This is a genomic window from bacterium, from assembly GCA_004322275.1.
Classification (GTDB): Bacteria; Desulfobacterota; Deferrisomatia; order Deferrisomatales; family BM512; genus SCTA01.
Genome location: SCTA01000018.1, coordinates 25,674 through 51,577 on the forward strand (window position 1 = coordinate 25,674; position 25,904 = coordinate 51,577).

Here is a 25,904-nt window from a genome sequence, read left to right on the forward strand (position 1 = left end):
TTCTACTTTCCGAGCCCGAATTTTTCGAGCAGAATTTTTCTCTTCTGCTTCATCGGCAATGAACGGATGAAGACCGCCTTCTTCATGGCTTTTTCATAATATTCGTCCAGAGTTCGCACCTGTCTCGCCGGAACCCCGGCGACGACGGTGTTTGGAGGAACGTCTTTCGCTACCACCGAGCCCGCGCCAACGACCGCGTTGTCGCCTATGGTTACGCCGGGGAGGATGATGCTGTTGACCCCTATAAAGACGTTGTTGCCGACGGTTATGGGGCCGAAGACGTCCATGTCCGGGTGCTTGCCGCGAAAGACCCACACACCGCCGTCATGGGTGATGAAACGGGTTCCGTTGGTGATGGTAACGCGGTCGCCGATTGTGATCAAAAATGGCTCGCTTCCGAACTCCACGCCCAAAAGGCGGCAATTTTCCCCGACCCTGACCCCGATGGAACGGGCGTATTTTACGGGATCCGCCGCTTTCTCAAAGCGATTTTTAAGAATTCCGATTATCCGTAACAGTGATCTCATTCAACTGTCTCCATGAAGCTTTCGCTCAACCTTGCCTTTTGACGTACGAGGACGCCAGCGCGAAGGCCTTTCGCCTGTCATCGGCGTTGAAGATTACGAGCCAGCCGATGCAGAGGCTAAGAACAGTCAACAATGCCACATTACCCGCCAAACCCGGCAGTTTTTCAACGGTCCAGAAGAGTTCAAAGCTCCGGCCCGCCAATACCGCGGCAGATACGGCGAGAAAAACCCTTAGTATGGGGAAAAACAGGGAGTACCACGGCCTTCTGAGCCACCCGGCCAGATATATCGGCGTGAAAACCGAATTTCTCAGGGTAAAGGCGATCATCCCCGCTACGGCGACGGCGAACATCTCAAGGGAGGTGACCTTCAGCAGCAATACCGCAACCCCTACGTTAAAGAGCCCCGAAAGACAGGTGACAAGCCCCAGGGTGCGCACCCGTTTTTTGCACTGAAAGGCGGATATGAGCGGAAGCGCCGCGAGGTTGAAGCACATGTGAAAGGTCATGAAGAAGAGAAGGCCCGAGTTTGCGGCAATCTCCTCGCCAAGCCAGACGCGAAGCAGCGGGTAGGAGAAGGCGCAGATAGCGGCTACCGGCGCGATCAGCGCAAACCCCATGACCCTTACAGACCTCGCGCAATAGTCGTAAAGAGCGTCAAAATCGTTTCTGGCGTACATATGAACTATCGCCGGAGCGAAAACCGACGATACCGCGGTGCTGAACGCCCGAAGAAGTATCACGAGCTGCAAAAGCGCGGCGTAGACGCCGTTTGCCGTGGGCCCTATCATCCTGTTGACGATGATGAGATCGGCCGTCAGAAAGATCATGTTGCCCAGCTGATTCACCATCACCCACAGGGAGAACTCCATGAATTCGCGCAGAACTCCCAGGCTGAACTCGAACCTTACCTTCAGCCACGGCGTCAGAAGCCGCCAGTACCGCAGGGTATGAACGAAAGCCACCACGGTTCCGGCCACCGCCGCAAGACCTATCATGAGGGGCCGCGCGGTGACGAAGCCTATCAGGCCGAAAGCCAGAACCACGTAAACGATCCTGTTGAGGAGGGTTACGTTGGATCTGGCGTCGAGACGGTTGCTGTAGAACATGGCGAGTGAAAAAGGAGTGGAAACGAAGGTAATGGCGACGCAAAGGACCGAGGTAAGAAGCAGCGCCTGGGCGTCGAAGGTGAATCCTTCGGGAACGTTTATGAGGGCTTCGACCTTCAGGGTGGCCCCCAGAGCCAGAAGCATCATGAAGACGCCAAGGCCTATCGACCCCCAGAGGCAGGTGTTGAAGATGAGCACCGCCTTGTCGTGTTCGCCGTTGCTTGCGGCGACGACCATGTGGCGGCCGACCGCGTTGTTTATCGAGGCGGTGATAAGGGTCAGGTAGCTTGTTATGCCGTTTATCAGGGGAACGAGGCCGTAAGCCGCGACGCCGAGATGCTTTATGAGATACGGCGTGAAAAGTATCCCTATGACGCTGTTGACCGCCAGAAGCGTAATATTGGAAAAGAGGTTTTTCCCGTATTGCTTTGCGCTGAAATTGGGTTTAAACCCCGCCGTGGCTGTCATACCGCAGCCGCCTCCCGTATCGGGCAGGGATTTTTTGCGCCTGCCATCATCTAGAGACGCCAGTAGCGGATTCCGGCTTCCTCGACCAGGCGTCTGTCCAAAAACCCCTTTACGTCGATGATGACGCCTTTTCCGTTGCCTTTCCTCATCAGCGCGGCAAGGGTTTCGGGTGTCAGCCCGGCGTACGCTTCGTGGGCTACCGCCAGAACCACGGCGTCCACCGCCCCCAAAGACTCCACGGAGTGCAGGGTGATGCCGTATTCGTGCATCGCTTCGGCCGGGTCCGCCAGAGGATCGGTCACGCAAACCTCCACTCCGTATTCCGAAAGTCCGTTTACGATATCCACGACCTTGGAGTTGCGGATGTCGGGCACGTTTTCCTTGAAGGTAAGGCCCAGGACGAGAACCTTGCTGCCCTGTATCGCCTTGCCTGCGCGTATCATCTCCTTGAGGGTGTTCTCGACGACGTACTTGCCCATGTAATCGTTGATACGCCGCCCCGAAAGGATTACCTCCGGGTGGTAACCGACGGATTCGGCCTTGTGGGTGAGGTAGTACGGGTCTACCCCTATGCAGTGGCCGCCGACGAGGCCGGGGGTGAATTTAAGAAAATTCCACTTTGTCCCGGCCGCTTTGAGCACGGCCCGGGTATCTATGCCGAGCTTCCCGAAGATGATTGAAAGCTCGTTCATCAGGGCAATGTTTATGTCTCGCTGGGTATTTTCGATTACCTTCGCCGCCTCGGCAACTTTTATCGACTGGGCGCGGTGAACCCCGGCCTTTACGATCATCTCGTAGACGCGGGCGACCGTTTCGAGGGTCTCTTCGTCCTGGCCGGAGACGACCTTTATGATTTTATCCACAGTGTGAACCTTGTCGCCGGGATTTATCCTCTCCGGCGAGTACCCGACCCGAAAATCCGCCCCGCACCGAAGGCCGGATTCCTTTTCGAGTATCGGCACGCAAATTTCTTCGGTCACTCCGGGGTAGACGGTGGATTCGTAGACGATTATCGAACCCCTGGAGAGGTTTTTGCCTATCATCCTCGAAGCGGACTCGACGGGCCGCAGATCGGGCCGGTTGTTCCCGTCGATGGGGGTCGGTACGGTTACGATAAGGAAACGGGCTTCCTTTAGTTTTCCGGGATCGGTAGTGTAGTCGATTCTCGTGGACGCAAGGTCCCCGGCGGTCAACTCGCCGGTGGCGTCATGGCCGAGCCGGAGCGCTTCAATCTTTTTTTCCATTATGTCAAAGCCGATGACCTCGGCGACCCTGCCGAAAGCCGCGGCGAGAGGTAGCCCGACGTAGCCGAGCCCGACTACGGCGATCTTTTCTCTTTTCCCGGAAATGCCGTCAAATTTTATCACTTCTCACCCTGTCCCTATGGCTCCCGGCCTTCAAGCCAGGTTTTCATTCCCTCTGAAACGTATTTTTTTATCTGATGAACGCTGTGCCCGTCCGACCCGATGATAGGAGCCCCGAAATCCTTCATGGTTTTTTTGCTGAGCGCTTTCGCCTCCGGGCCGTAAAGCCCCGAGAAACTCGCGAGGTTTATCTGGAAGGCGCATCCCATTTTCATGATTTTATCGAAGAGGGATTTGTCTCTGAGAACCTGGGGCGTTCTTTCGGGATGCGCGATGAGCGGAGTGAGCCCCTTGAGCTTTATCTTGTAGAGCATATCGACCAGAAAATCCTGGTGCATATGCCTTTCGGTCTCGACGAGGACAAAACCGGTGCCGCCAAGAGGAAGAAGGTCGGGGATAAATTTCGCGAAACCTTCCGTGATCAGGTACTCCATGCCGGGTAATACCCGGAGGGCTATTCCCTCTTCGTCGATCCGGCCCTGAAGGGAAACCGCCATCTCCCTGACCGTTTCGGGCAAAAGTTCTGAGTAGTACGGCATGCAGTGAGGCGTGCAATGGACCGTGGTAAACCCCAGCGACGACAGCACCCGCGCCATATCCAGAGATTCGTCGATCGTCTTCGCTCCGTCGTCCACCCCCGGCAGAATATGACAGTGATGATCCGTATAATTACCGGCCGGGACCGGTTTTTTGCTTTTTACCAGGGAGAGGAGCCGTTTGATCATTTTTCTTCGCTGTGCTTGCCGGATTTGTCTCCGTAGTATTTGTCGTAGGCTCCGTAGCCATAGCCGTAACTGTAATAGCCCGCTCTGCTTTTCGTCAGATGGCCTAAAACCAGTCCGCAAACCTCGGCGTTGGTCTCTTTAAGCCTCTCTATTGTGAGTCTGAGCGCCGGAGCGGGTGTCTTGCCGGCCGAAACGACAAGCACAACCCTGTCCGCTGCTTCTCCAAGCACCTGCGCATCCGATACGGGCATTACCGGGGGCGTATCGATGACTATGAAATCGAATTGTTCCTCGAGCTCGTGCAACACCTCTTTCATCCTGTCCGAACCTATCAGTTCGGTGGGATTGGGGGGGATGACTCCGCAGGGAAGAAGAAAGAGACCCGGTATCTGTGTGGGCTTTATCCCCTCGTCCAGAGTTGCCTCTTTGGCGATAAGCTCCGTCAGGCCCGGCGAACGCGGCAGGTTAAAGAATGTCTCTATTACCGGCTTGCGCAGGTCGCAATCGACCAGCACAACCCTGGAACCCGTCTGGGCCAGAACGACCGCGAAATTCGCGGCGGTTGTGGACTTGCCCTCGCCGGGAAGGGAACTGGTGAACATTATCTTCCTGAAAGGTTTTTCAATATTTGAATAGCGAAGCGCGGTGCGGAGGCGCCTGTAGGCTTCCGTTATGGGAGACTTGGGATCGTGGTGTCCCACGAGCGCTTCAATCGGCCCCTCTTCCTGGATTTTGGCGTGCTTGCCGTTTTTCTTTTCCCTTTTGCGCTTGCTTCCCATGTACGGAATCTGGGTCAGGACCGGCATCCCGGTTGTTTTAGCGGCTTCGTCGGCAGTCTTAACGGCGTTATCCAGGTGATCCACGATAAAGGCGACGCCGACGGCGATAAACAACCCCAGCAAAAAGCCCAGCGCCAGATTTCTCGGCTTGTTCGGCTTGACCGGCAGATCCGGGACTATCGCCTGGTCGATGACGCGAATGTTGCTTATCGTGGAAGCCTTGAGGATTCTGGCGCTCTCATGTTTTTCGAGCAAAAACATGTACATGTCGGAGTTGACCTTCATGACGCGGGTGAGTCCCGCGAGAGTTCTTTCCACCTCCGGCAGGTCCTTGAGGCGGTTTTCATTGGTCTTTATCTGATCTTCGATGGCGTTTTGCTCTCTCGCCGTCTGGGCGAGGGCTTCTTCGTTGACGGAAAGAAGCCGCGCCCTCGTTTCCACCAGCTGGCTTTCAATCTGGCGGACCATGGGATGGTCCTCGGTGGAATCGGTGAGGAGAAACTGCTTTTTCAATTCGAGTTCGGAGAGGCGCTTGCTCAGTTCAGCCACCAGAGGATCGGAAAAGTTTGCGGCGGGAAAAAAACTCTTCCCCCTGGCGGCGGCCTCCTTAAGCGAAGCCACCGAAATTTCGAGTTGTCTTCGGTTGAAGGAAATTTGCGCCTTGCGGTTCTCCAGATCCGCCAGAGTTTCGACGATTTTCCTGCCCTCGTCGTCCAGAAGGACGATGCCCGTCTTCTTCCGGTAGTTCTCAAGGTCCTTTTCAGCGCCTTCGAGGACTTTTTTGACCTCGGCAAGCTGCTTTTCGATGAACTGAAGGGACTGGGAGGCCTCTCCGGTATTGAAATCTATCGTCCGCGAGAGATACACGTCCACAAGGGTGTTGATTATCTCCATCCCCCTGACGGGATCGGTATCCATGCAGGAGACTTCGATGACGTTGGTCTTCTTGCCGACTTCCACCGCGGTGATGCTGCTCAGCGCTTCACGGACTACCGCGCTGAAGGACTTGTAGGTGATTTCAAATTTTTCCCCGGCGGGGCCCTCCAGTTTTTCGAGTTTCAGCCTGATTCCGCCGCTGTTGAAGGGTTCGCCGACGCGCCCCTGCCCGAGAATCGCGTCTTTATGCGCTACGCTGAAGTCTCCGTCTCCCTGCAAGGTTATCGAAAGCGTCCTCTCCTCGGTTTCGGGGGGGAGAAAATAGTCCGCTACCTTCACGGAGACCTGGCGGTTTTTCTTGCTTACCCCCCAGTCGAGATGAAGCCTTCTGACGACCTCTTCGATATTGGTTCTCGATTTGAGTATCTGCATCTCCGCTTCGATGGGACTCGGGGCGCCGATTCCAAGGTCGTCCAGGACGGAGATGCTGGCTTTGCTCTGCTTGGCGTAAAGAGTTGACTGGAGTCTGTAAACGGGCGCGGCTTTAAACGTGTACAGGGCGGAGAATGAGAAGATCAGAAAAAAGCAGAACAGTACGATTTTCAGGCGGCGCAGCACAACGTCGATAAATTGCCGTATCGAGACGGTTTCCTCGGGAGAAACCACGGCGCCGGTTTTGGATTCGTTAGGACTCAAGCCATCACCTCAATTATTCGCACGGATTTAATCATCGGCCGCTGGTGAGCAGGCGAATCTGGACGAAAGGCTGCAAAAACGCGCCGACGGCCTGCAGGGTGGGCATCATTTCGGCGATAGCCTGATTCCACTCCCCAAGCTCGCCCTTGGGTACGAACACTATGTCGTTTTCCACGAGCATGAAGGGCAGCGCCTCTCCGTCGAGGATTTTCTTGAGATCGACGACCATCAGTTCACCCTTTGTCGCGGACCGGGAGCGGATTATGCGTATGTGCCCCTCTTCGTAGTTGGCGTCGGAAAGACCCGCGAAGGCGACGGCCTGCGTAAGGTTTATCGCCTTCTGGTCTTCGGGTATGTCAATGGGGCCGGGGCGCTTCACCGCCCCGAAGACGTACACCCTTCGTCCCATCTGCTGGGGCACGAAAACCGTGTCGCCGGGGCGCATCCAGATGTTGTTGGCTACCTCGCCCTCACGCACCAGCGCGTAGATATCGACCGGAAGCACCTTCTGGTCGCGGACCAGCCTCGCCGACTTGAGATCGGCGTTGTCCTTAAGCCCTTTGCCCTGAGCCAGCGCCTGAAGGAGGCGGGTCGGCCTGTCAAGATAGTAGGCCCCCGGCGCGTTGAACTGGCCGAGGAGGGATATCTGCTTGCTTCCGTAGGCGAGGACTTCGACGGTCACCGAGGGTTCCTTGAGGTACAAGGAGAGAAGCTTTTCTACTTTGGCCCGTATCTCTTCGGTGGTGTTTTCCCTGACTTCTATAGAGCCGAGCATCGGCAGCTGTATGCGGCCGTCCCCGTCAACCCTGCTCCCCTGAACCTGGCCGTTTACCAGTATCGGGCTTCCGAAATCCGGCCTGCCGAAAACGCTGACCAGAAGGACGTCCCCCGGCCCCGCCTTGTATTGCAGGGAGGGCTCCTCGTCCCCGTAAACGGGAATTTCCACCTTCTCGCTCTCCACCACCGCGGAGGGGGGAGCTTCTTCGAGGGTGCGGACGGTTCCCGGCGGTATGTTGGTGTACTTGACGCCGGTGGAACAGCCCTGGACCAGCGAGGCCAGAAGGGCGGCAACCGTGAGGGACAATAAAGCCTTTCCAGGACTTTTCATTTTTCTCTCTGTCAAAAAGCCGGCCGGTTCCGGCTGCGTCGAATGGGCGGATTTCATTTTCATGGCCGCCGGGCTACTCGACCGTTACGGATTTAGCGAGATTGCGCGGCTGGTCTACGTCCGTTCCCTTCAGTTCCGCCACGTGGTAAGCGAGGAGCTGCAGGGGGATGCTGGCGACGATGGGCATAAGCTCCTCGGGAAAATCGGGAACGGGCAAAACCGCTTCGCTCATTTTCCCGGCCGTCTCGTCATCCTTCGAGGCTATCGCGAAGATTCTCGCGCCCCTTGCGCGAACCTCTTCCACGTTTGAAAGCATCTTGTCGTAGGAGGATCCCTTTGTCATGAGGGCGATTACGGGAAGCTCCTTGTCTACGAGGGCTATGGGGCCGTGCTTCATCTCTCCGGCGGCGTACCCCTCGGCGTGTATGTAGCTTATTTCCTTGAGCTTGAGCGCGCCTTCGAGGGCTATGGGAAAGTTCAGGGCGCGTCCGAGAAAGAGCGCGCTTCTGGCGTCCCGTATAGCCTGCGCGGCCTTTACGTATTCTCCTTCAAACTCCAGGGCGTGCTCGACGGCGGTGGGAACCTTCCGGAGGACCTCCATCTTTTCCATAATCTCTTCGGCAGTCAGCATCCCGCGCGCCCTGGCGATGAAAAGGGCCATGATATACAGGGTTGCGAGCTGAGTCGTAAAGGCTTTTGTGGAGGCGACGCCTATTTCGGGGCCTGCGTGAGTGAACAGGGTGGCGTCGGAGGCTCTCGCCAGCGAGGAGCCGACCACGTTGCAAATCGAAAGTATCGACGCACCCTTGGAGCGGCCTTCTTCGAGCGCCGCAAGGGTGTCGGCGGTTTCCCCTGACTGGCTGACCAGCAGAAGCGCCGTGCCGCTGTCGATTATCGGGTTTCTGTAGCGGTATTCGCTGGCCAGATCGACCACCACGGGCACTCTGGCCAGCTTCTCGATCCAGTATTTGCCGAGCAGACCCGCGTGGTAGCTGGTGCCGCAGGCGACTATGTGCAGCGTCTTTAGGGAACGCGCTATCTCGTCGGCCCGTTCGCCCTCCAGTTCCACCCTGCCCTCTATCGGGTGAAGCTTGCCCGAAAGGGTTTCGGCGATGGCGCGTGGCTGCTCGAAAATTTCTTTTAGCATGAAATGCTTGTAGCCGCCCTTTTCCGCCATAGCGGGGGACCAGCTGATCTGGTGTATCTCTCGGGAGACCGCCTTTCCGGTCGAGTCGGTTACCTTCGCGCCGTCGTGGTCCAGTATCACGACATCGCCGTCTTCCAGAAAGATTATTTTTCTGGTGTGGGAGAGGAGGGCGGGTATGTCGCTGGCGACGAAATTCTCCCCTTCGCCGAGGCCGAGGACCAGGGGGCTGGCCTTTCTCGCCGCGTAGAGCCTGCCCGAATCCCTCCCGCAGATGACCGCCACGGCGTAGGAGCCTTCGAGGCGGCCGAGAGCTGCCCGGAAGGCCTCCTCCACGGAGATTCCGGTGTCGAGGTACTTGTGGATTAAAAGGGGGATTACCTCCGTGTCGGTGTCGGAGGTGAAGACGTACCCCTCGGAGACAAGCTCGCGGCGGAGCGCCATGTAGTTTTCGATAATGCCGTTGTGGACGACCGATATGTCGCCCATGCTGTGCGGATGGGCGTTTTGCTCGTTGGGAGCGCCGTGGGTCGCCCATCTGGTATGGCCGATGCCGAGGCATCCCGCCAGGGGAGCGGAAAAGAGGCTGTTTTCGAGGTTGACCAGCTTTCCGACGCTTCGGCGGATGTTTATCAGCCCCTCGTCGTAAACAGCAATTCCGGCGGAGTCGTAACCCCGGTATTCGAGCCTTTTGAGTCCGTCCATTATGATGCGGACGCACTCCTGCCGCCCGACGTAGCCAACTATCCCGCACATTTCTTACTTGTCTCCCCCGGTCTTTTTAACCGGTTTCTTCCAGCCGCTTATCGATTTTTGCATGGCCCTGCCTATACCCAGCGAACCGGGAGGGACATCTTTGGTAATGGTCGAACCCGCCCCGACGACCGCTCCGGCGCCGATGGACACGGGGGCCACCAGACTGGAGTTGGAGCCGATGAAGGCGCCGTCCCCGATCTTTGTGCCCCATTTGTTTGCTCCGTCGTAGTTGCAGGTAATGGTGCCCGCGCCGACGTTGACGTTTCTGCCGACCTCGGAATCTCCGATGTAGCTCAGGTGGCTTACCTTGCTGCCGTCTCCTATGACGGAGTTTTTAATTTCGACAAAGTTACCAGCTTTCGCTTCGGCGAGTATTTTAGATTTCGGACGAAGATGCGCAAAGGGCCCGATTACCGCCCGCTCGCCCACGAAGGCCTTTTCGATTACGCAGTAGGGCTTTACGATTGCCCCGGGCGCTATCTCGGAATCCTTTACGAGGGTTCCCTGCCCTATGACAACTCCCCGCCCGACCACAGTGCGCCCCGCCAGACTGACGCCGGGGCCTATGGTTACGTCCTCTCCGATTACCGCTTCGGGCTCGATCCACGCCGAGGAGGGGTCTTCGATAGTGACGCCGCTCTCCATCCACGTCCTGTTTATGCGCGCGCGCATGTGCAGCGAAGCTTCGGCCAGCTGCGCGCGGTCGTTTATGCCCATCACCTCTACGGGGTCGCCGAGAAGGAGCGAGCCCGCCTTGCCCTCCCGGGCGGCGATTTTGACTATGTCCGTGAGGTAATACTCGCCCTGGCTGTTGTCGGAGCCGACCTGGCCGAGCGCCCCCCAGAGCCAGGGCATCGTCACGGCGTAGGTCCCGGTGTTTACCTCTTTTATCTCTTTCTCTTCGGCGGTGGCGTCTTTTTCTTCGACGATCGAGAGGAGACCGCCCTTGTCCGAGCGCACCAGCCTGCCGTACCCCGCCGGATTTTCGGGGGCCATCGAGAGCACGGTGACGAGATTGCCGCTTGAAAGGTGGCTCTCAAGAAGCGCCTGCAGGGTCTCCGGGCGTATCAGAGGCACGTCGCCGCAGAGGATAAGGGCGACACCTTTTCCCTCGCCGACACCGTCACGCGCACACAAAACCGCGTGGCCGGTGCCTTTTTGCTCTTCCTGAACGGCGAAAACCAGCCCGGTATCGCGGAAAACCTCCCTGACGGCCTCGCCCTGATGGCCAATAACGGCTACGACGTCGCTTACGCCGGCTTTCCGGCACGCTTCGACCGGGTATCCCAGCAGAGGGACGCCCAGAATCGGGTGCAGAACCTTGGAAAGGGAGGATTTCATGCGGGTTCCCTTCCCGGCGGCAAGAATTATCGCAACGACTTCTTTTTTCATTTCGCCTCGTAAAGATAGCGTTCAAGCAAGCCCGTCATTATGCCAAAAAACACTTTAACAATCAAACGAAAGGGTTGAACGCGCAACGCTTTCCGGCGGCGCTCCCGATAATTATCCACAGCCGCCCGCGCCCTGAAACTTCCCCCGTAATCGGCGAAAGAGAAGAAAAATTATGATATCATCCATAGGGCAATCATAATTCAAGGCGGCGACATGACGAAAAAGAACGGGGAAACCCGCGACACCCCGATGGGACAATACCTCTGGAAACTCTGGCCCTTCCTGCGCCCTTACTCGGCGAAGGTCTGGGCGGGCCTCGTAACGAACGTGGCGGCGCGCGGCTTCGACCTCCTCCCTTTCGTCATCGTCGGCGCGGTGGTGGACAGGCTGACCCAGCCAAAAACCACTCCCGGCTCGTGGTTCGTCCTCCAGGGGCTGCTGATTCTGGGGACCTTTCTCGGTCTGGCCCTTTTCCAGAGCCTGAGCGATTTTTTCTGGTCGGATATCGCCCAGAGGGTCCGCCACGACCTCAGGACAGGCATTTACGAGCATCTGCAAAAGCTCGAGGCCTCCTTTTTCGAGGAGCGCCACATCGGCGACCTGATGTCGATTATCGTCGCCGACGTGGACAACCTTGAGAACTTCTTTTCCGACGCGACCACCTCGATAATAAGGATTGTCATAACCTTCGCGGGTACTTACGGCATTCTTCTCTTCCTGGACTGGAGGCTCGCCCTCCTCCTCTTCGTCCCTCTTCCCTTCGTCATCGTCGCCATAAAATACTTCGCTGTGACGGTGCAGCCTAAGTACCGGCAGGCGAGGTTCGCCGTCGGCGCGATAAATTCCATCGTGGAGAACAACCTTCAGGGGATGGGCGTCATACAGGCCTACACCGCGCAAAAATCGCAGGCCGAAAGGGTGCGCCAAAGCTCCGCCGTTTACAGGGATTCCGCGATCTCCGCCGCAATAGACCGCTCGAAGTTCATCCCGCTAATCTACGCCATAGCGGGGGTAACCTACGCCGCTCTCATCGCCGGGGGCGCAGCACTCACCTTCGGCGGCAACGGCCCCAGCGTGGGCGACTACACCAGCTTCATCCTCTTTTCCATGCGCCTCGTTATGCCGCTCTTCATCTTCGGAATGCTCATCAACCAGATTCAGCGGTCAGAAGCTTCCGCCGAGCGGATTCTGGAACTTCTTGAGACGACGCCCACTATTCTGGACGCGGTGGACGCGGTGGAACTTACCGCCCCTCCGGCAAAACTCGAATTCAGGCAGGTCCATTTCGCCTACCCCGAAAGGGAGGAAATTATCCACGGCGCGCAGTTTCGGGCCGAGCGCGGCAAAATGATAGGGATAGTGGGGCCGACGGGAGCGGGCAAATCCACGATAATAAAGCTCATCTTGCGCTATTACGACCCGGTGAGGGGCGAGATTCTCGTTGACGGGAGACCCCTCGGCTCCATAAAGCTCGACAGCCTCCGAAAACATATAGGCTACGTCTCGCAGGACGCCTTTCTCTTTTCCGGCACCGTAGCGGAAAACATCCTCCTCGGAGCGCCGGAGGCGAAAGAGGAGAAGATGCGGGCGGCGGCGCGGATCGCGGGGGCTGAGGAGTTCATCATGGAACTGCCGGAGGGCTACGACACCTGGGTCGGCGAGCGGGGGGTCAAGCTCTCGGGCGGGCAGAGGCAGCGAATATCCCTCGCGAGGGCTCTCCTTCGCGACCCCGCCATCCTCCTTCTAGACGAGGCCACCTCGGCGGTGGACACCCGGACCGAGGAGATTATCCAGCAGGGGCTGGGGGAGTTCGGGGCGGGAAGGATTACCGTTGCGGTCGCCCACCGGCTTTCGACGGTCAAGAGCTGTGACGAGATTCTTGTCCTCGTAGACGGGCTCATAGTCGAGAGGGGAACCCACGCCGAGCTGGTGGCGCAGGGCGGCGTCTACCACGGCCTCTGGGCCGTGCAGAGCGGGGAGTCTCCCTCTCCCCTGTGCCCCTGCCCTATTTGAGCGCCGACCAGGCGGTGAGAAGCGCGAAAAAGATAAAGAGGACCCCCGAACCCTTGCGGACGAGGGCTTCCGGCAGCTTCGCCACCACCTTCTTGCCGAAGAATATACTGATGAGGGAGACCGACCAGAGGGCGAGGGTAGCGCCCGCGAAGACCCAGAGGGCCGAAGGGGAGCTCGCCGCCATCCCCATCGTCGCCAACTGCGTCTTGTCGCCAAGCTCCGCCACGAAGATGAGGCCGAAGACCCCGAGCGCGATTGAGCGGGTGTGGGGCTCCTCCTTTTCCTCCCCGCCGGATTCCTCCTTTCCGAAGAGCGCCATAAGGCCGAGGACCATGAAGAGGAAGGCTGCGGCGAGCTTTATCCAGAGCGGGTCCACCACGCGAAAGAGAACCTGACCCACCGCCACGGCTATTACCCCGAGAACCGCGAAGGCCGAGGCCGCGCCGATAAGGACGCTCCCCCAAGCGTGGCGCGCCGCCAGAGCCATAACCAGAAGCTGGGTCTTGTCGCCCATCTCCGCTACGAAAACGAGGCTGAAGGTCTCCGCGAAACTCTTGAAATCCACATCAACTCCTTGTAGAGGCGATTCTATTACGAGAAACGGATTTTGCGTAACCCCCTTTTCTTTTGGTAACCGGTGCCACATACTTCGGGAGGTTGCCAAAAACATCAAGTTATTTGCGTAGAGATTTACAGGCGCGATTTTTCCGTTCCCGGCGAGGAATCCCGGAGCGAGAGGGCGAGGCAGTAGCAGCGCTACGGCGAGCCCTTGAGCGAGGACATGACAAAGCCGGGGGCGGAAAGGATGCGCCGGATACAAGCGAGGCAAGAATGAATACCGAAGAACTTCCCGTCTGGAACCTTTCCCTCCTCTACAAATCCCCCGAAGACCCCGCCCTTTTGTCCGATATCGGGAAGATTGAAAAGGCGGCGAAAGACTTTGAGGAAAAGTGGCGGGGCAAGGTAGCCGGAGTCGATGCGGATGGACTCTTGGCGGCGCTTGAGGATTACGAGGAGGCGCATCTGGCCTCGGTAGCCCCCTACGTTTACGCCAGCCTCGGGTACAGCGCGAATTCGGAAGACCCGGCCATCCTCACCCTCCTCCACCGCGTGAGGGAAAAGTCCACCGAGGCCCACCGCCATACGATCTTTTTCACCCTCGAACTCGACGGGATAAGCGACGAAAAGTTCGCCGCCCTCGCCGCCTCGCCGAAGCTGGCGGCCTACTCCCACTATCTGACCGAGACCCGCAGGGCGAAGTCCCACCGGCTGACCGAGCCGGAGGAATCGATACTCACCCTCAAGGCCCTCTCCGGGCGGACGGCTTTCGTCCAGCTCTACTCGAAGCTAACGAGCGCCTTCACCTTCCCCTCGCCGCTCGAAGAGGGAAAGACCCTCACCGGCTCAGAACTGCTGGCGCTGGTCAAGCACCCCGACAGGGCGGTTCGGCGTAAAGCCCTCGAAACCTACTCCGCCGCCTACAGAGAGGCGAAGACGGTAATCTCCTCGGTGTGGAACGCCCTCGCCCTCGACCACAGGCAGAATACGGAGCTTCGCTCCTATGAAGACATAATGTCCCCGGTGGACGAGCAGAACGAGCTTTCCCGCAAGGCTGTCGATACGGTGATGGGGGTGACGCGAGAGAACTACCCGCTGGCGCAGAGGTACTACCGCTGGAAGACCTCGGCGCTGGGCGTCGAAAAACTCTGGTCCTCCGACCTCTCCGCCCCCCTGCCGGAAAAGGAGGCGGAGGCGATAACCTGGGAGGAAACGAAGGAGCTGGTGATCTCCTCCTTCGCCGACTTTCACCCCTCTTTCGCCAAAATAGCGGCGGAACTGCTGGACGAAGGCCGGGTGGACGCCAAACCCCGGCAGGGAAAATCCGGGGGGGCCTTCTGCATGGGGGCCGCGCCCACCCTTCCCGTCTACGTCCTCACCAACTTCACCGGCAAGCTCCGCGACGCGGCCACGCTGGCCCACGAGCTCGGCCACGCCGTCCACTTCACGCTCGCCGGCAAACAGCCGCTGCTCGAATACGGCCCGGTGCTGCCTCTCGCCGAGACGGCCAGCGTCTTCGGCGAGCTGCTACTCACGAAAAAGCTCCTCGGGCGCGAGATGGACAGGGCCAGCAAGAGGGCGCTGCTTGCGGAGAGGATCGAAGACGTGCTGGCGACCACCTTCCGCCAGACTATGTACACCGATTTCGAGCTCGACGCCCACAAGCTCACCGCCACCGAGTTCGTCACCCCCGAGAGTTTCTGCGGACTCTGGGAAAAGCGGCTGGCGGAGCTTTACGGAGACACCGTCGAGACGCTGGAGGCCACGAAGTGGAGTTGGTCGGCCATTCCCCACTTCATCCACACCCGCTTTTACTGCTACGCCTACACCTTCGGCGAGCTTCTCGTCCTCGCCCTCTACGGCAGGTACGAGGAAGAGGGCGACGGATTCGCCCCCAAGCTCATCGAAATACTGGCGGCCGGCGGCAGCAAGCGCCCTCAGGAACTCGTCGTCTCTTTGGGCTACGATCTCGAAGATCCGAACTTCTGGGCGGGGGGGTATAGAGTTCTGGAGAAGCTGATAGGGGAGTTGGAGAACACCTGAGTATCCGGCGCATCCTTTCCGCCCCCGGCGTCGTCATGTCCTCGCTCAAGGACTCGCCGTAGCGCTGCTACTGCCTCGCCCTCTCGCTCCGGGATTCCTTGCCGGGAACGGAAAACCGCGCCGGGGAAAAACGGAAATAGATTGCCGAATTTAAACCATTAAAGCAGAAGGGGTCCGCCGGTTTCGGCAGGCCCTTAATGTAGGTTGGCGTTGAGCGTAGCGAAACCCAACAAAAACAATATTGTAAACATTGCAAACGTCGGGTATCGCTCCGCTCCACCCGACCTACCACTATGGTTTCAAATCCTCTTCCGTTACATTCTACCCCGATCCCGAGCATGAATGGGACGGCTACAGCTTGTAGCAGGGAATAAATTCAATCATATTAATTAAAAGTTTTATAGCTAGGCAGGCCAGAGATACCGCCTCTGACGTTAACTCTTTCTCTGATACTTAACTGTTTGCAATTTAAGTAATCTTCTTTTTTTTGAAACAAAACGTACCCGAATTGGTCAAAATATGCACCCGGAAACAACTCTAAAGGCATAAACCATTTGCCCTCCTTGTGATAAAGAGCATGTTTAGCACCCACTTTCCATTTTTTATTTAAAGATGCTCCAGAGTTGGTTTTGATTCCGGTCATATTATTTTCCTTTATTGCAATATATGACTATGTGTAAAACCCCACTTCCGAGCCGATAAGCTTGTTTTTACCTCGCTTATCGGCGAGCCTTTTTTTCGTTCCCCACGCCATCCGGCGCCAGCGAGTGAGAGAGCGAGGGTGTTCCGAGCGCGCCATGAGCCCGTGGCGATTTGCGCGCTCGCCGAGCGATGAACGAGCGCTTTGGCGCAAAGGGGGCACGCCTTTTCTTCCCACCGCTGCTTTTGGGCGGTCAAAACCGCAACCTGCATTTACTGATAAAACGTCAAAAGCCGAAGCCGTCATACCGTAGCTCAGTAATGATACCTTGCCTGTAAAAAATCAATCCGCCCCTTCTGAACGCGGTAAACCAACCGGTGCTCCTGCGTTATTCTGCGCGACCAGGTGTCGGGGTCGAGGTATTTCAGTGGTTCGGGCTTTCCGAGGCCGTTGAAGGGGTCGCGGGCGATAGCCTCTATCAGGGTGAGGATGCGAAGCGCAGTTCGCTTGTCGTTTTCGACCCACCAGCGCAAATCCTCCCGGAATTCCGGTAAAAAAACCGTCAGCCGGAGGGTGGGCTCCTCACTTTTCATCGAACCCGAGGGCTTTCTTCAGTTCCTCGATTGACGTCGGCTGTGAGGACTCTTCGCGGGAGCGCGCGAGGGCGGACAAAAGCCTCTCCGCGTTTTTGGGCGAGCGCAGAAGGTGCGCCGTCTCCATCAGGCTGGATAATTCCGAAGCCGCCAGAAGCGCCATATCCTCGCGGCCCCTGCGCGAGATGATGACGGTCTCCCGCGTAGACTCGGCCTTGGCCATGTATTCTGCGAGATGCGCTCTCGCATCGGTGTAAGTTGTTGCAATGCTCATAAAAACCTCCATCTATATGTACAGGATAAATGTACATATTAACTTGCCGGAAGTCAAATCCGGTTTCAGTCTTTTCCCGCGTCAAAAGCCGAAGCCGTCTCACAAGGTAGGTATCGACTCTCCGCGTATCAAATCTTCATAGCTTTCGCGTTTGCGCACCACGGCAAACTTTTCCCCGCTCACCAGCACCTCAGCCACCCTCGGGCGGGAGTTGTAGTTGGAGCTCATGGCAAAGCCGTAGGCTCCGGCGCTCATCACTGCGAAAAGATCGCCACAGTCCATTTCGGCGAGCTCCCGGTCCTTGGCGAGAAAATCGCCGGATTCGCAGATGGGGCCGACGAGATCGGCCTTCTGCAGCTTCGTGTTTTCCCTTAGCGGCAATATGGCGTGGTAGGCCCCGTAGAGGCTGGGACGGACGAGGTCGTTCATCGCGGCGTCGCTGATTAAAAACTTTTTCGCCTCGCCCTCCTTCACGTAGAGGACCTTGCCGACCAGCACTCCGGCGTTTCCGGCTATCGCCCTGCCGGGTTCGAGCACCAGAGTGCAGCCGAGATCGCCGACGACCTTTAAAACCGTCTGCGCGTATTCGTCCGGGGCCGGGGGGGTCTCGTCGGAATAGGGGATTCCGAGGCCGCCGCCAATGTCGAGATACTGTACCTTCATCCCCTCCGTCCGAAGGTCGCTGATGAGCTTTTTGAGCCTCTCCATGGCGTCGGCGAAGGGGGCGAGCTCGGTGATCTGGCTCCCGATGTGGCAGTCGACGCCGAGAACCTCGATGTTCGGAAGGTCCCGGGCGGTGCGGTACTCGATTAGGGCGCGCTCGATGGCTATACCGAACTTGTTCTTTTTCAGCCCGGTGGAGATGTAGGCGTGGGTCCGGGGGTCCACGTCGGGGTTGACGCGGATGGAGACGGGGGCCTTTACGCCCAGCGTCGCGGCGACGCGGTCTATCGTGAGGAGTTCGAGCGGGCTCTCCACGTTGAACATCAGTATCCCGGCTTCGAGCGCGTACTTTATCTCGTCCTCGCGCTTGCCCACGCCGGAGTAGACGATCTTCTTGGGGTCCGCGCCCGCCTTGAGCGCCCGGTAGAGCTCCCCGCCGGAGACGATATCCGCCCCCGCGCCGCCCCTGAAAAGCTCGGAGAGCACGGCGAGGTTGGAATTGCACTTCACCGAGTAGCAGAGAAGGTGGTTAACCCTGGCGAAGGCGTCCTGGAAGGAGGAGAGGTGCTTCTGGAGGGTGGCCCTGCTGTAGCAGTAAAAGGGCGTGCCGACTTCCCCGGCTATCCGGCGGAGGGGCACTCCCTCGCAGCAAAGCTCCCCGTTAACGTATTTGAAGTGATGCATTCGATTCTCCCGGCTTCTGCTCATGAAGCCTGCTGAAAATATGTAAAGTTCAAACAGTTTCTGGAAATGTGGTGAAAAACCTCGGGGGCTGGGCGGGAAAGGAGACATATACTTCCCTTAAGGCAAACTATTTCGGCGAAGGGCAAGGAGTCCGCAGGGAGCGTGGTCGCAGGCAGTATCGTTAATACGCCAAGACCCGCGCCCGAGAAACGACGCAGCCATTCGCCGAAAGAGGAAGCCGAAGCCCCGGCTAATCACACAATTTTAATAACTAGCATTTATTTGGCGTCCTGCCAACCCGTCAACACTCCGTAGGCAGCTCCAGGTAAAAAGCGCCTCCCCTTTCCGGGCGGTTCCCGGCCCAGAGCCTGCCCCCCTGCTCCTCCACTATCCGCCTGCTGACCGAAAGGCCGAGGCCGGAGCCGTCCCCCTTCCCCGCTGTGGTGAAGAAGGGCTCGAAGATCTTTTCGAGGTTTTCCTCGGGGATTCCGGGGCCGGAGTCGAGGATGGCGAGCCTGACGAACCCTTCGCCGGCCCGGGCCTCAAGCTCGACGGTCCCCTCACCCTCCATCGCCTTGGCGGCGTTCAGAAGGAGGTTCAGGAGGACCTGCTTTACCCCGTCCACGTCGGCGAAAACCGGCGGCAAATCATCGGGGAAGCGCGAGCGAAACTCGATTCGCCTGAAGGAGGGGTGATGGGAGAGGCCCCGGAGGACCAGCCCCGCCACCGAGGGAAGATCCACCGGCGTGCACTTGCCCGCGCCGGGCCGGGCGAGGTCGAGAAGGTCTCGCACTATCCTGCGGCACCGCTTGCACTCTTCCTCGATAAGCTCCGCGTCCTTGTAAAGCTCGGAATCGACGGCGAGCTCTTCCCTCATCATCTGGACCGTGCCCAGTATTATGCCTATCGGGTTGTCTATCTCGTGGGAGACGGCGGCGGCGGTGCGCCCGACGGCGGCCATGCGCTCCAGCGAGACCAGTTCACCCTGCATCGCCTGAAGCTCGGCGTAAGCCCGCGTAAGCGCCTTGTTGGACTCCTCCAGCTTGTCGCGGTGGCTTTCCACCTCCCGCGCCATCGCGTTGAAGGCGCGCGCCAGGTCGGAGATCTCCCCCGCCCCCGCTTCGGGAGCCCGCGCCGAGAGGTCCCCCTCCTTTATCCTGAGCGCGGCGGATTTGAGCTTTACCAGAGGACCGAGAATGGACTTTGCGATCTTCGAAGCGAGAAAGGCGCCGAAGGCCAGCAGAAGCAGAAAGCTGCCCGTATAGACCCACGCGAGCCCGAGAAGCCTCGCCTTTACCGGCTCTTCGGAGACCAAGAGCTGGAAAAAGAGCTGCGGGCTCCCCTCCCTGCCGTGCAGGGGGGTCACAAGCTCGATGGACCGCCCTTCCCTACGGTACTGCTCCCCTTCCTCTTCACCGGTCCTTGAAAGATCGACGGGGGGCATGACGGCGTCCTCGGGGTATTTGAGCAGAATCTTTCCCCTGTCGCTCACGAGGGCGAAGGCGACGAGGGAGGGAAGCCCCTCCGCGATGGCGGAAAGCCGCTCTTTTGTCCTCGCGGGGTCCTCGGAGCGCATCGCGCCCTCGCCGAAGAGGCGAAGCACCTGCGGCCCGGCGAGGAGGGCGAAGGTCTTTGATTCGCGCACGAGGCTCCGGTGCAGCTCGCGGGTCTCCACGCCGAGCACCACCAGGCCGTTCCCCAGCAGCACGAAGCCGAGGAGCGCCATCACCGAAAGCCAGAGCCGCCTACGTATCGTCATCGTTTTTTTCTTCACCGCGAACCGAAAGCGCGTTCCTGAGGAGCTTTCTTCTCGCCGCGCTCGCCTTCACCAGCAGGAACCCGTTCTCCTCGCGCGCCCACCCGGCGTCGGAAAAGAGGAGTATGAAGATGCCGAGAGCCAGAAGCACCGACCCGGCCCACAGGACCCCCTCGCCGGGGTCTTGGGTTATCTGGAAGCCAACGGTCTTCGCCCCGGCGTCGTCCTCGCCCCAGGCCGTAAGGTAAATCTTGTAGCCGCCGTAGGAGAGCGGGTCGTTAACCGCGATTACGCCCGAGGCCAGCACCCCGCCGGTTGCGCCGCTCAGAAGCTCGACGGGCACCTCCACCCTCTTTATCTCGAAGCCCTTGAAGGCGTAGGGACGAAGGCGAACCGGCGCTCCCTCCTCCCTTCCTCTCGAAAAGGGTCCGCGGGAAAGCACGTTTTCTACGATGAAGTACCGAAGATTGCTGTTTTCGGGGTCGAATTCCTCGACTCTGGCGCTGTAGCCGGTTCCAGGAACGGGAACGGTCGCACCGGGGGGGGCGTCGAAGGGCTCCGACTGCGTTCCGTCCGCCTTGAGCGAGGTAATCCGGAGTTTTCCGGGGAAAAGAGAGGTGTTTCTGCCCCGCACCGCTATCGAGAAGGGGAGGTTCACGTCCTTTTTGAGGCTCCAGCTATATACGGTCGCCGCCGTCTTGCCGACGTAGATGTTTTCGGTGGCGATAAACCCTCCGGCGCTCCCCCAGAACGCCCCCAGCGCGACCGCCAGCGGTGCGAGATGAACGAGGGGAAACCCCAGAAACCCCCACCTCCGCCGCCATCCCCGGAGTCCGTCCTCCGAGACGGAAAACCCCGCCGCCGCAAGTGCCTCTTTCGCGCCCGTCCCGTGAAGATAGAGCTTCTCCTGCGGTTTTCCCGTACCGGCGAAATCCCGAAAGCCGTCCAGGGAACGCCTGAAACCGCAAAGGGAGAGATTCAGGCAAAAGAGGGCGAAGAGGCCCCGGTAGAGGAAGCTCTTGTGGAAGTCGTCGAGGCCGAGGACGGCGATGACGCTCCCGAAAAACCCGTAAAGGTTCCGGTACTCCTCCGCCGAAAGACCCTTCGGCCAAAGCCCGAAGGTCCCGACCGCCCCGAGGGAGGCCAGAAGGAGGAGAAGAACCACCGTCACCCGAAGGGAGGAGGCGAATTTAAAGAATGCTCGCGTCAAAAGTCTCTCCGGTCAAAACCCTTAGTGGCTTTAGAAAAAACATCCAGAGAAGCTGGTTTATTTACCGGCAAACTATTTCGGCTAAGGGCAAGGAGTCCGAAGGGCGCGATGTCGAAGGCAGTATCGTGAATACGCCGAGACTCGCGCCCGAGAAACGACGCAGCCCTTCGCCGAAAGAGGAAGCCGGTTAGTCCTATGATTGCTCAGAGTAATATTCCCGGCAAGAAAAAAGCCCGCGAGGATTAACCCGCGGGCTTTTGGTGTTCAGCAAATCCCTGGCGAGGGATTTATTACATCATGCCGCCCATTCCGCCCATGCCGCCCATGTCGGGAGCGCCGTGGCCTTCGTCCTTCTTCGGGATTTCGGCGACCATCGCCTCCGTGGTGAGGAGGAGACCGGCGACGCTGGCCGCGTTCTGAAGCGCGGTGCGGGTGACCTTGGTGGGGTCGATGATGCCGGAGCGGAGCATGTTGACGTACTTGCCGTTGTAGGCGTCGAAGCCCATCGCATTTGCCCTGCTGCGTACGTCGTTGACGACCACGGAGGGCTCGCCGCCGGCGTTCTTGACGATCTGGCGGAGGGGCTCTTCGAGAGCCTTGGCGACGATGCGCGCGCCGACCTTCTGGCCTTCGCTGAGGCGCAGCTTGTCGACGTCGGCGATGCAGCGCAAAAGAGCGACGCCGCCGCCGGGGACGATGCCTTCCTCAACCGCCGCGCGGGTGGCGTGGAGGGCGTCCTCGACTCTGGCCTTCTTCTCTTTCATCTCGGCTTCGGTGAAAGCGCCGACGTTGATGACGGCCACGCCTCCGACCAGCTTGGCGAGGCGCTCCTGGAGCTTCTCGCGGTCGTAATCGGAGGTGGTCTCCTCGATCTGGGCGCGGATCTGCTTGACGCGGGAATCGATGTCGGCCTTGGCGCCGGCACCGTCGATGATGGTGGTGTTGTCCTTGTCGATGCGGACAAGCTTTGAGGTGCCGAGCTCGGCGAGGGTGACGTTTTCGAGCTTGAAGCCGAGCTCTTCGCTGATGACCTGGCCGCCGGTGAGGATGGCGATATCCTGAAGCATCGCCTTCCTGCGGTCGCCGAAGCCCGGAGCCTTGACGGCGGCGACGTTAAGTGTGCCGCGCAGCCTGTTGACGACGAGGGTGGCCAGCGCTTCGCCTTCGAGGTCCTCGGCGACGATTACGATCGGCTTGCCGGTGTTGACGACCTTTTCGAGGACGGGCAGAAGCTGCTTCATCGAGCTGATCTTGCCTTCGTTGATGAGAATGAAGGGATCCTTGAGCTCGGCGACCATCTTGTCGGGGTTGGTGATGAAGTAGGGGCTGAGGTAGCCGCGGTCGAACTGCATGCCCTCGACCACGTCCAGAGTGGTCTCCATGCCCTTGGCCTCTTCGACGGTGATGACGCCTTCCTTGCCGACCTTGTCCATCGCGTTCGCGATGATGTCGCCGATGGTGCGGTCGTTGTTGGCGGAGATGGTGCCGACCTGCGCGATCTCGTTCTGGGTCTTTACTTCCTTGGACATACGGTGGAGGCGGTTCACGCAGACGGTGACGGCCGCATCGATGCCGCGCTTGATGTCCATCGGGTCGTGCCCGGCGGCCACGAGGCGGGAGCCTTCGCGGAAGATAGCCTGGGCGAGGACGGTGGCGGTGGTGGTGCCGTCGCCCGCTACGTCGGAGGTCTTGGAAGCGACTTCCTTGACCATCTGGGCGCCCATGTTCTCGAACTTGTTCTCAAGCTCGATCTCCTTGGCGACGGTGACGCCGTCCTTGGTGACGAGGGGGCTCCCCCAGCTCTTTTCGATGATGACGTTGCGGCCCTTGGGGCCCAAGGTCACCTTGACTGCGTTGGCGAGAGCGTCTACGCCCTTGAGGGTCAGGGCGCGGGCGTCCTGGGAGTACTTGATTTCCTTGGCGGCCATTATTCGATACCTCCTGATATCTGAAATTTAATATTTGAAAGCCTGATTAGTCGATGATGCCCATGATGTCGTCTTCGCGCATGATGAGGAGCTCCTCGCCGCCGATTTTAATCTCGGTGCCCGCGTACTTGGAGAAGAGGACCTTGTCCTTCGCCTTTACGTCGAGGGGAATGAGCTTGCCCTTGTCGTCCTTCTTGCCGGGCCCGGCGGCGACGATCTCGCCTCTCTGGGGCTTTTCCTTGGCGGTATCGGGGATGATGAGACCGCTGGCGGTTTTGTTTTCTTCTTCGAGGCGCTTTACGATTACGCGATCCTGAAGGGGACGGATTTTCATTTCAAATTCCTCCTTGGTGACTTCTATGGAATGGGTTTTATTGTTCGGGGACGAACATGCCCCTGTTGCCGGGGAAGATAATCACGGCAACGGGTCTCGTCAAGCGGTTTTGGATATTTTTTTCGGTCTAAAATGAAAAGAACAGACTGGTGTCCTGTGCGGTTAGTGGCTTCCGTCATTATGGGCGTCGATTCGCCCGATCCGGCCCCGCCCGGCGGCTGCCTGAGAAGGTTGCTCAATCGGCGTTTCAGCCATTTCAGTCTCCTGCGGTATCCGGGAAAGCGGGCCGGGGACCGCGCGAAGTGAGGAGACCGAATACCCGGCCGTATTCGGGCGACGAACGACAAAGCGGATCGGGATGAAGCGGCGTCCATACAGGAAGTGACTAGCCGCACAGGACACTATAGCCCCCTGCGGCGACGCTCCTCGTCCACGTATCTGGCGAAGAGCTCGTCCCACTCGCGGGTGCCGGAGGCTACTTTGCGGGATAACGAGCGGATTTTCTCTTTGGCTTTTTCATGGATGTCGTCGATCTCGGCGAGGCCTTCGGCCAGGGATTCGCGGAGCGCCCTTCTGGCCAGATCGTGGTCGAGGAGGGTGACGCCCTTCTCTTTTCCCAGCGCCCTTACGGCGCGGTTCATCATCGCCAGCACCTTTTCGTCGCTGGGGGTCATTTCAGAACCACTCCCCTATCCTCGGCGAGTTTTCTCAGAATCTTGTCCCTGAGCGCTCCGAGGTCGGCCTTCGCGCTCCGGGCTTCCTTCATGTGGGCTTCGAGTATCTTGTCCGCCTCTTCCCGGAGGCGTTTTTCGACATCGAGCTCCTCGGTCAGCGCTCTTTCTACCGCGTGGACTATCACCGCGCGGTCGCCGCGCACGGCTCCGTACTTCAGAAGCTTGTCGGCGGACCTTTCGGCGATGTTCCTAATCGTTCCCGCAGGTATCAATATCTCTCCATTTCAAGCACCAGCATTTCAAACATTAGAATCGAGGCTGTCTGAAAACGTCGTGAGAAGCCCCGGTTTCAAGGAGACGCGCAGCGAGAAGCGAGACATAACCGGGTGTTAGGCGAGCGCCCGAGCGAGCACGCGACGAAGAAAACGGGGCTCGCAACAGTTTTCAACGGCCTCGATAAGGGGCCGGGTCCGTTCTTCCCGCCTCCGAAAAGCCTTTAAGCCTAAGCAGGCAGCTTTCGCAGTTGCCGCAGCCCCTTCCCTCCGTGTCCGGGTCGTAGCAGGAGCGGGTGAGGGAGTAGTCCACCCCGAGTCCGAGCCCTTTTTTGATTATTTCGGCTTTCGAGAGCCGTATCAGGGGGGCGTGAATGGTGAAGGAGCCCTCCTCGACGCCGGTTCTCGTGCCCGCGTTGAGCGCTTTTTCAAAGGCGCTGAGGAACTTCGGCCTGCAATCGGGGTACCCGGAGTAGTCTACAGCGTTTACGCCGATAAAGATATCCCTCGCTCCGACACCCTCGGCGCGCGCCGCCGCGAAGGAGAGAAATATGATGTTTCTCGCCGGGACGTAGGTGGAGGGTATCTTCTCGCCTATCTCCTCGACCCCCCCACGCTTCGGAACTTCGCTCTGGCCGGTGAGGGCGGAGGGAGCCAGGGCCCCGAGGTCAAGGTCCACCGTCACGTGGGAGGCGCAGCCGAAAGTTTCGGCGATTCTCTTCGAGGCGGCGAGCTCAACGTGGTGGCGCTGGCCGTAGCGGAAGCTGAGGGCGTGGCAGACAAACCCCTTTTTTCTGGCTATGGCGAGGGTGGTGGCGGAATCGAGCCCGCCGCTCAAAAGAATCACGGCGGGCCTCTGGCCCGCCGCAAGGGTAGAACTCTTATCTTTCATCAAATCTCTCACCCGTGGGCGGGCTGTACTATTTCAGTGAGAAGGCCGCCGGAGGCCTTCGGGTGGATAAAGGCGATGAGGGAGTCGTGAGCGCCCTTGCGGGGCTTCTCGTCAACCATCTTCACCCCTTCGGCCTTGAGTCTTTCGACCTCTGCCGTTACGTCGGCGACCTCGTAGGCGACGTGGTGAAAGCCGGGGCCGTTCTTTTCGAGGAACTTCGCCACCGCTGATTCGGGGCTGGTCGGCTGGAGGAGTTCCAGACGGACTTCGCCGACGGGCAGGAAGGCGACCTTTACCTTCTGATCGGCCACTTCCTCGATTCCGCCGAGGGAAAGGCCGAGGTTTTCAGTGTAGAACTTCGCGGCGGCTTCGATGTCGTGAACCGCGATGCCGATGTGATTTATCTTTCTCGGGCTGGACATGACCC

General features: G+C 59.0%; 23 protein-coding genes. 2 read left to right on the forward strand and 21 right to left on the reverse strand.

The features are described 5' to 3' along the window. Positions 1-2: 2 nt before the first annotated feature. The 8 genes from EPN96_05580 to glmU all read right to left on the reverse strand — a co-directional run bounded on the left by EPN96_05580 (position 3) and on the right by glmU (position 10,943). A complete protein-coding gene (locus EPN96_05580; protein TAL17298.1) occupies positions 3-527 on the reverse strand; it encodes an acyltransferase in 525 nt (174 codons plus the stop codon). Positions 528-552: 25 nt separating this feature from the next. Continuing rightward, on the reverse strand, positions 553-2,103 hold the full coding sequence (locus tag EPN96_05585; GenBank protein ID TAL17299.1) for a hypothetical protein: 1,551 nt from the start codon (positions 2,101-2,103) through the stop codon (positions 553-555). 50 nt (positions 2,104-2,153) lie between these two features. Further along, on the reverse strand, positions 2,154-3,470 hold the full coding sequence (locus EPN96_05590; GenBank protein TAL17300.1) for a nucleotide sugar dehydrogenase: 1,317 nt from the start codon (positions 3,468-3,470) through the stop codon (positions 2,154-2,156). Between the two features lie 14 nt (positions 3,471-3,484). After that, positions 3,485-4,192, reverse strand: coding sequence for a hypothetical protein (locus tag EPN96_05595; protein ID TAL17301.1), 708 nt, complete (start codon positions 4,190-4,192; stop codon positions 3,485-3,487). Beyond that, positions 4,189-6,543, reverse strand: a complete 2,355-nt coding sequence (locus tag EPN96_05600; GenBank protein ID TAL17302.1) for a polysaccharide biosynthesis tyrosine autokinase — start codon at positions 6,541-6,543, stop codon at positions 4,189-4,191. Before EPN96_05600 ends, EPN96_05595 begins: the two co-directional genes overlap by 4 nt. 31 nt (positions 6,544-6,574) lie before the next feature. Beyond that, positions 6,575-7,651: a sugar transporter gene (locus EPN96_05605; GenBank protein TAL17303.1), complete on the reverse strand. Its 1,077-nt coding sequence runs from the start codon at positions 7,649-7,651 to the stop codon at positions 6,575-6,577. Positions 7,652-7,724: 73 nt separating this feature from the next. Continuing rightward, on the reverse strand, positions 7,725-9,551 hold the full coding sequence (gene glmS / locus EPN96_05610) for a glutamine--fructose-6-phosphate transaminase (isomerizing) (GenBank protein TAL17304.1): 1,827 nt from the start codon (positions 9,549-9,551) through the stop codon (positions 7,725-7,727). Positions 9,552-9,554: 3 nt separating this feature from the next. After that, entirely contained in the window at positions 9,555-10,943 is a 1,389-nt protein-coding gene (glmU, locus tag EPN96_05615) for a UDP-N-acetylglucosamine diphosphorylase/glucosamine-1-phosphate N-acetyltransferase (GenBank protein TAL17305.1), read from the reverse strand. 249 nt (positions 10,944-11,192) lie between these two features. Between glmU and EPN96_05620 the strand changes: the two genes are divergently transcribed. Further along, entirely contained in the window at positions 11,193-12,956 is a 1,764-nt protein-coding gene (locus EPN96_05620; protein TAL17389.1) for an ABC transporter ATP-binding protein, read from the forward strand. Here the strand turns inward: EPN96_05620 and EPN96_05625 are convergent. Further along, entirely contained in the window at positions 12,949-13,626 is a 678-nt protein-coding gene (locus EPN96_05625) for a TMEM165/GDT1 family protein (GenBank protein TAL17306.1), read from the reverse strand. The genes EPN96_05620 and EPN96_05625 overlap by 8 nt on opposite strands. A gap of 161 nt (positions 13,627-13,787) precedes the next feature. Here EPN96_05625 and EPN96_05630 point away from each other — a divergent pair, with 161 nt between their 5' ends. Further along, the gene (locus tag EPN96_05630; protein ID TAL17307.1) at positions 13,788-15,557 is read left to right on the forward strand and encodes a M3 family oligoendopeptidase; all 1,770 of its coding nucleotides are present in this window, start codon (positions 13,788-13,790) and stop codon (positions 15,555-15,557) included. A gap of 385 nt (positions 15,558-15,942) precedes the next feature. Here EPN96_05630 and EPN96_05635 read toward each other — a convergent pair whose 3' ends face one another. The 12 genes from EPN96_05635 to mce form a co-directional block, all read right to left on the reverse strand. Next, entirely contained in the window at positions 15,943-16,200 is a 258-nt protein-coding gene (locus EPN96_05635) for a hypothetical protein (protein TAL17308.1), read from the reverse strand. A gap of 311 nt (positions 16,201-16,511) precedes the next feature. Next, the gene (locus tag EPN96_05640) at positions 16,512-16,790 is read right to left on the reverse strand and encodes a Txe/YoeB family addiction module toxin (GenBank protein ID TAL17309.1); all 279 of its coding nucleotides are present in this window, start codon (positions 16,788-16,790) and stop codon (positions 16,512-16,514) included. Then, the gene (locus tag EPN96_05645) at positions 16,780-17,064 is read right to left on the reverse strand and encodes a type II toxin-antitoxin system Phd/YefM family antitoxin (protein TAL17310.1); all 285 of its coding nucleotides are present in this window, start codon (positions 17,062-17,064) and stop codon (positions 16,780-16,782) included. Before EPN96_05645 ends, EPN96_05640 begins: the two co-directional genes overlap by 11 nt. Before the next feature lie 99 nt (positions 17,065-17,163). Beyond that, positions 17,164-18,411 (reverse strand): diaminopimelate decarboxylase, encoded by a 1,248-nt coding sequence (lysA, locus tag EPN96_05650; GenBank protein ID TAL17311.1) that lies wholly within the window; start codon positions 18,409-18,411, stop codon positions 17,164-17,166. A gap of 301 nt (positions 18,412-18,712) precedes the next feature. Beyond that, entirely contained in the window at positions 18,713-20,170 is a 1,458-nt protein-coding gene (locus tag EPN96_05655; protein TAL17312.1) for a HAMP domain-containing sensor histidine kinase, read from the reverse strand. Beyond that, a complete protein-coding gene (locus EPN96_05660; GenBank protein TAL17313.1) occupies positions 20,157-21,377 on the reverse strand; it encodes a hypothetical protein in 1,221 nt (406 codons plus the stop codon). Before EPN96_05660 ends, EPN96_05655 begins: the two co-directional genes overlap by 14 nt. 290 nt (positions 21,378-21,667) lie before the next feature. Further along, on the reverse strand, positions 21,668-23,305 hold the full coding sequence (groL, locus tag EPN96_05665) for a chaperonin GroEL (GenBank protein ID TAL17314.1): 1,638 nt from the start codon (positions 23,303-23,305) through the stop codon (positions 21,668-21,670). 46 nt (positions 23,306-23,351) lie between these two features. Then, on the reverse strand, positions 23,352-23,639 hold the full coding sequence (locus EPN96_05670) for a co-chaperone GroES (GenBank protein TAL17315.1): 288 nt from the start codon (positions 23,637-23,639) through the stop codon (positions 23,352-23,354). 401 nt (positions 23,640-24,040) lie between these two features. Further along, positions 24,041-24,313: a DUF507 family protein gene (locus EPN96_05675; protein ID TAL17316.1), complete on the reverse strand. Its 273-nt coding sequence runs from the start codon at positions 24,311-24,313 to the stop codon at positions 24,041-24,043. Next, positions 24,310-24,588: a DUF507 family protein gene (locus EPN96_05680; protein TAL17317.1), complete on the reverse strand. Its 279-nt coding sequence runs from the start codon at positions 24,586-24,588 to the stop codon at positions 24,310-24,312. The genes EPN96_05675 and EPN96_05680 overlap by 4 nt, the downstream gene beginning before the upstream one ends. Positions 24,589-24,757: 169 nt before the next feature. Next, complete coding sequence (gene queC / locus EPN96_05685; GenBank protein ID TAL17318.1) at positions 24,758-25,477, reverse strand: 7-cyano-7-deazaguanine synthase QueC; 720 nt, start codon at positions 25,475-25,477, stop codon at positions 24,758-24,760. 8 nt (positions 25,478-25,485) lie between these two features. After that, complete coding sequence (gene mce / locus EPN96_05690; protein ID TAL17319.1) at positions 25,486-25,899, reverse strand: methylmalonyl-CoA epimerase; 414 nt, start codon at positions 25,897-25,899, stop codon at positions 25,486-25,488. Between the last annotated feature and the right edge of the window lie 5 nt (positions 25,900-25,904).